Raw genomic sequence first — 3,494 nt, 5'->3', positions numbered from 1 at the left:
TACCGTCCGCTCATAGAGCAATTCCTGCAAGAATGGTCGGGAGAAGAACTAGTGTTGGTAATCGATACGAGCATGTTTTGGGACATGTATTGCTTAATTGAAGTCTGTATTGCGTGGGGTGGTCGTTGTCTTGTCGCACTTCTATGGTCGGGAGACCCCATTCGTGACAAGTTAAGAAAATTAGAGACTTGTCAAGGGGATAAAGAAAAGGTATAAAACTTAAAGTAGGCAACAGTTTGAGTAAAGGGGAGAGGCGAATGAGCCGCAGCAAGACAAATCGGGATCGTGCAAAGAAGCAACACCAACCAGCAGTAGAAGACAAGAGCGTAGCAGCGCAACTGGAGCAATTACTGACACCAGCAATCTTCGCCCAATCGAATTACTATCGCCAACTAGGATTGAGAAATCGAATCTTAAATCTACCGTTGATGCTAGCAGCAGTACTGACATTACTGTGGAGAAACGTACCAGGAGTAAGAGAACTGACCAGAATACTCGATCGAGAAGGATTCTTGTGGTGTCAGCCAGTGAAGGTAAGTAACCAAGCTGCCAAAGCATCAGACACCAAATTTGAGTTAGACATTCTCAATTTAGCAACATCAGGAACTCTATTGCTATTAGATCGAGGATTCTATCATTTTAAATTTTGGCAGCAGTTAATCGTGCAGGAAGGACATTTTATCACGAGACTTAAAAAGGGTGCAGCCTTACAATTTGAACGAGTACTCACAAATAGCTACAGCATCCGTGACCGAGTAGTAAGAATGGGTACAGGCACAGAGGGGAACTTGGTTATTTTATGCTGTATTAGTTGATTTAGGTGATGCGATAGCTGATGAATTAGCATTACCTTTTGACCGGATTTCTTTAGAGATGGTCTATCGTGGTTTATATCTTTTTATGTGGCACATCACAAAGGCTTAGCTTCGGACCCGGTTAAATATTTGGCTGCTGGTGAGAATCAGAATCTAGGTGTTGTCAAAACTATCCGTAAACCCAATGTTAAGTTGATTATTGCCCCTTTTCCTGAACACAGGCATCCTGACGACCCGTTTTTCTTCCAACCAGCTTCTCAAACTCTCTTGACAGTTAAGCTTACAGGCTTAACTTGTCACTGATGGTCGGGGGGGGATTCAACCAGTAGCCATTCTGGTGTGGTTTAAGATCTGCCTCTTTCAGTAATCTGCCAACATGCCGTTCGCTGATCTTCTCTACAATCCTTTGTTGGATCATCTCCAGCGCTAATTCTCGCGCACTCCAATGACTTAACGGGCGGTTGTATTTCTCTGGTGGCTCGCAAGCTACTGGGCGGGAGACCCGTCCAGTAGGGCATATAGTTGAGTAATCTGCTCCATCGTGAACCTGCTTGGGCTGCCTGGACGCGGAATATCTAGCAGTCTTTCGACTACAGGCACTTGTCTTGCCGTCAGTTCTCGCCATCTTTGTCGCCACAGACGGCTCATCTTCTTCGTGATGCCTAATTCTCTGGCAATTTTGCCATGACTTTCTTGTTTGTCTGCACGCAGCACTATTTTGACCCGCAGGGCTATTTGCTGTGGCGTACTCGGTCTTTTGAGCAACCGTTCTAGTTCTTTTCGCTCTAATTCATTTAGTTCAATTGGCTCTGCACTTAGTCGGGGCACTATCTTTCTTGCCTCTTGGAGTTCTTTCCTAAATAGGGCTTGCTGAAGATCTCAGCAAGCCAATCACTGCAAGGGTTTTGAGCCTTTTTTCAGAAATTAAGTGCAAGGTTTTGACGTTGAAAGGCTCAAAACCCTTGCACTCGATCGCCAGATTCAAGCGATCGAGTGAGAATATTTGCAACAAAACCATCTTTGAGCAAGGAGTTCAGGCTTTAGAACAGCATCAGGGACTAATTCAGCAAGCCCTAAATAGTAACTCTATTTGAGCCGCTCAGTACTAGTTACAGCGTATAGCTGAGGGTGCCCAGAGCGATGGCAGTAATAATACACTTGCATTGATGCGATCGATCGTCCAAACAATCCCTGTTAATTTTATTTACCGTAGGGTGTATCAACACTCACAGATCTTTGGTAAAGTATCCTTAGTTAAGATCGTGGTTTGAAGATTCTCTTTCGCCAGCTCTGCCAGCGAACGTCGATCGAGTATTAAAGATTTAAATATAGGAGGAATTTCTCATGGCACTCGTCCCATTGCGGCTTTTGCTGGATCACGCTGCTGAAAACAGCTACGGGATTCCAGCATACAACGTCAACAACATGGAGCAGATCCAAGCAATCATGCAGGCTGCTCAAGAAACTGACAGCCCAGTCATCCTACAGGCATCCCGTGGAGCCAGAAACTATGCTGGTGAAGCATTCCTGCGCCACCTAGTTTTAGCCGCAGTGGAAACATATCCAAATATTCCCATTGCCATGCACCAAGATCATGGTAATAGTGCTGCAACTTGCTACTCAGCAATGAAACAGGGCTTTACTAGCGTGATGATGGATGGCTCATTAGAAGCTGATGCCAAAACTCCAGCGAGCTTTGAGTACAACGTAGAAATTACCCGTCGGGTAGTAGAAGTCGCTCACGCAATCGGCGTGAGTGTAGAAGGCGAACTAGGTTGCTTGGGTTCCCTCGAAACAGGGATGGGCGAAGCTGAAGATGGACATGGTTTTGAAGGTGCGCTGTCTCACGACCAACTGCTCACCGACCCCGATGAAGCAGTACAATTTGTCGAAGCTACTGGTGTCGATGCCCTAGCAGTCGCGATCGGTACTAGCCACGGTGCTTACAAGTTTACTCGCAAACCAACTGGGGAAATCTTGGCAATCAGCCGGATCGAAGAAATCCACAATCGTCTACCCAATACTCACCTAGTTATGCACGGTTCTTCTTCTGTTCCAGAAGATCTCCTCGCACTGATTAACAAGTACGGTGGTAAAATTCCTGAAACTTACGGCGTACCTTTAGAAGAAATTCAAAAAGGGATCAAGTGTGGCGTACGGAAAGTCAACATCGACACCGATAACCGTCTCGCGATCACCGCAGCCGTCCGCGAAGCTCTAGCTGCAAAGCCTGAAGAATTCGATCCTCGCCACTTCATGAAACCTTCGATTAAGTACATGCAGAAAGTATGTGCGGAACGCTACAACGCTTTCTGGTCTGCTGGTAATGGCAGCAAAATCAAAACTGCATCCTTGGATGAGTTTGCAGCTAAGTATGCTAAGGGTGTTTATCCAGCTCCTAAAGTTACTGTCAGCGTCTAAATTTACTTAACTAAAGTAGGTTAGCAACATAAACCCGACTTCTACAAAGATGTCGGGTTTATTGCATTCGATGGCTCTCCTGTACTTAGGGTGATAATTTAAACTTATTCAAATGATCGGAGCGGAGCGGAGATTATTTGAATAAGCAAGCCAACAGTTTTTCTCTCATCGATTTGAAACTAGCAAAACCGTAACTTTGGCTGAGAATTAACTTAATTCTAGTATTAATACCTTCGGTGACACCACTCGTAGTTCTAT

Annotated in this window: 4 protein-coding genes and 2 pseudogenes; 3 read left to right on the top strand and 3 right to left on the bottom strand. The window is 45.2% G+C overall.

Annotated features, from left to right (window positions below):
• Together ACEW9J_RS21000 and ACEW9J_RS20995 are read left to right on the top strand one after the other, a co-directional pair.
• Positions 1 to 126 (top strand): annotated as a pseudogene (locus ACEW9J_RS21000) (IS4 family transposase); the annotation flags it as partial.
• Positions 127 to 257: 131 nt separating this feature from the next.
• Positions 258 to 1,118 (top strand): annotated as a pseudogene (locus tag ACEW9J_RS20995) (hypothetical protein).
• Between the two features lie 183 nt (positions 1,119 to 1,301).
• Here the strand turns inward: ACEW9J_RS20995 and ACEW9J_RS20990 are convergent.
• Entirely contained in the window at positions 1,302 to 1,643 is a 342-nt protein-coding gene (locus ACEW9J_RS20990; protein WP_373547035.1) for a hypothetical protein, read from the bottom strand.
• Between the two features lie 28 nt (positions 1,644 to 1,671).
• Complete coding sequence (locus tag ACEW9J_RS20985; protein WP_373547034.1) at positions 1,672 to 1,833, bottom strand: hypothetical protein; 162 nt, start codon at positions 1,831 to 1,833, stop codon at positions 1,672 to 1,674.
• A gap of 326 nt (positions 1,834 to 2,159) precedes the next feature.
• Here ACEW9J_RS20985 and fba point away from each other — a divergent pair, with 326 nt between their 5' ends.
• Complete coding sequence (gene fba, locus ACEW9J_RS20980) at positions 2,160 to 3,236, top strand: class II fructose-bisphosphate aldolase (protein ID WP_373547033.1); 1,077 nt, start codon at positions 2,160 to 2,162, stop codon at positions 3,234 to 3,236.
• A gap of 133 nt (positions 3,237 to 3,369) precedes the next feature.
• Here the strand turns inward: fba and ACEW9J_RS20975 are convergent.
• Positions 3,370 to 3,494: transposase (locus ACEW9J_RS20975; RefSeq protein WP_373547036.1), on the bottom strand; the 125-nt coding region annotated here is incomplete at its 5' end.

The sequence above is a fragment of the Chamaesiphon sp. genome (genome assembly GCF_041737865.1).
Lineage (GTDB): Bacteria > Cyanobacteriota > Cyanobacteriia > Cyanobacteriales > Chamaesiphonaceae > Chamaesiphon.
Note: the sequence above shows the minus strand (reverse complement) of the source record. Positions and strands in the feature narration are given on the sequence as shown.

Bases quoted from the DNA above. Each gene is read 5' to 3' on its own strand.
- ACEW9J_RS20985 (WP_373547034.1), bottom strand. From the start codon at position 1,833: ATGGTTTTGTTGCAAATATTCTCACTCGATCGCTTGAATCTGGCGATC.
- fba (WP_373547033.1), top strand. From the start codon at position 2,160: ATGGCACTCGTCCCATTGCGGCTTTTGCTGGATCACGCTGCTGAAAAC.